This window comes from Methylobacterium sp. 285MFTsu5.1 (genome assembly GCF_000383455.1).
Taxonomy (GTDB): Bacteria; Pseudomonadota; Alphaproteobacteria; order Rhizobiales; family Beijerinckiaceae; genus Methylobacterium.
Genome location: NZ_KB911358.1, coordinates 1 through 1285 on the forward strand (window position 1 = coordinate 1; position 1285 = coordinate 1285).

The 1285-nt window shown below is 65.7% G+C and carries 1 protein-coding gene; it reads left to right on the plus strand.

What is annotated here, in order from left to right; translation table 11 throughout:
* Positions 1-66 precede the first annotated feature (66 nt).
* Positions 67-1250 (plus strand): IS3 family transposase gene (locus tag H288_RS0131935; protein ID WP_103986534.1). Its coding sequence is split into 2 segments (ribosomal slippage): positions 67-331 and positions 331-1250, totalling 1185 coding nucleotides; the frame shifts between segments, so codons are not numbered across the junction.
* Positions 1251-1285 lie beyond the last annotated feature (35 nt).

Consider the following 1285-nt stretch of genomic DNA (forward strand, 5'->3'; position numbering starts at 1 on the left):
TGATCCGCCCCCAGTGAAGTGGTCCGCCCTGAGGTATGGCTTTCGGGCCAGGACGAGGACGGACAGATGGGAACGAAGGGGCACAAGCCGGAGGATGTCGTCGCCAAGCTGCGGCAGGTGGATGTGCTGGTCTCGCAGGGCCAGAGCGTCGGGGACGCGATCCGCACGATTGGCGTGACGGAGGTGACGTACTACCGCTGGCGCAAGGAGTACGGCGGCCTGAAGAGCGACCAGGTCCGGCGCATGAAGGACCTGGAGACCGAAAACCAGCGGCTCCGGAAGGCGATCGCAGATCTCACGCTCGACAAGCTGATTCTGCAGGAGGCTGCCCGGGGAAACTGACCAGCCCCGCGCGCCGACGCGCCTGCATCGCGCATGTGATGGACGTCCTGGACGTCTCCGAGCGCCGCGCGTGCCGTGCGCTCGGTCAGCATCGTTCGACGCAGCGCAAGGTGCCGCGGGGCAGAGATGATGAGGCGGCGCTGACCGCCGATCTCGTGGAACTGGCGCGCCGATACGGGCGCTATGGCTACCGGAAGATCGGCGCGCTGCTGAAGGCGGCCGGCTGGTTGGTCAACGACAAGCGGGTCGAGCGGATCTGGCGGCGCGAAGGGCTCAAGGTGCCCGGCCGCCAGCAGAAGAAGGGCCGACTGTGGGACGGGGATGGTTCCTGCATCCGGCTCAAACCGGAGCGGCGCGATCACGTGTGGGCCTACGACTTCGTCGAGGCGCGCACCCATGACGGGCGCAAGTTCCGGATGCTCAACGTCGTCGACGAGTTCACCCGCGAATGTCTGGCGATCCGCGTTGCGCGCAAGCTGAAGGGAGCTGACGTGATCGACGTGCTCTCGGACCTGTTTATCCTGCGCGGCGTGCCCGAGCACGTTCGCTCCGATAACGGGCCCGAGTTCATCGCCAAGTCGGTGCAGTCCTGGATTGCGGCCATTGGCGCGAAGGCCGCCTACATCGCGCCAGGCTCACCGTGGGAGAACGGCTTTGTCGAAAGCTTCAACGCGCGATTGCGGGATGAACTCCTGAACGGCGAGATTTTCTACACCCTGAAGGAGGCACAGATCATCATCGAAAGCTGGCGTCGGCACTACAACACGATCCGCCCGCACGGTGCGCTTGGCTACAAGCCACCAGCGCCGGAGGTGTTCGTGCCAGCCACGACCGCTTGCCCGACTGCGCTCGCCCGACCGGCTCCGGCGGCCAAGCTACCCGTAGAGCAGAGGCCGACCCTGCACTAATTTTGAACTCGGACCACCTCGTGGGGGCAGGTCAC